The sequence below is a fragment of the Mycobacterium montefiorense genome (assembly GCF_003112775.1).
Taxonomy (GTDB): Bacteria; Actinomycetota; Actinomycetes; order Mycobacteriales; family Mycobacteriaceae; genus Mycobacterium; species Mycobacterium montefiorense.
Genome location: NZ_BFCH01000040.1, coordinates 1 through 549 on the forward strand (window position 1 = coordinate 1; position 549 = coordinate 549).

General features: G+C 59.9%; 1 protein-coding gene. It reads right to left on the reverse strand.

Annotated features, from left to right (window positions below):
* The coding region (locus tag DB708_RS25795; protein ID WP_133251059.1) for a condensation domain-containing protein at window positions 1-549 on the reverse strand (549 nt) is incomplete at both ends.

Here is a 549-nt window from a genome sequence, read left to right on the forward strand (position 1 = left end):
ACCGACGCCCCACGCTGATCAGCAACCACCGGATAAGGCCGATCCGTGGGCAACACCAACCGCTCAGGTATCCCCGCTAACGCATCCCGCCAATACGCCAACTGCCCAGCAATACGACTGCCACTATCGGCAAAATCACCGAACTGAGCGTGCTGCCACAACGTGTAATCCACATACTGCACCGCCAACGGCTCCCACCCCGGCGCCTGCCCCCCACACCGCGCGGTATACGCCGCACCCAGATCAGCCACCAACGGCGCAATCGACAAACCATCAGCAGCAATATGGTGAGCCACCGCCACCAACACATGCTCCACATCACTGACACGGAAAAGCTTCGCCCGTAACGGAATCTGCGCCGACAAATCAAAACAATACCGCACCATTTGCTCAACAGCCTGTTCCAGCTGACCAGCCGCCCACCCCGCGGTATCGACCACTTCCCACCCGAAAACCGCATCCTCGGCCGAGATCACCACCTGACGCGGAACCCCGTCGACCACCGAGAACAAGGTCCACAAACTTTCATGACGACCCACCACATCAGCG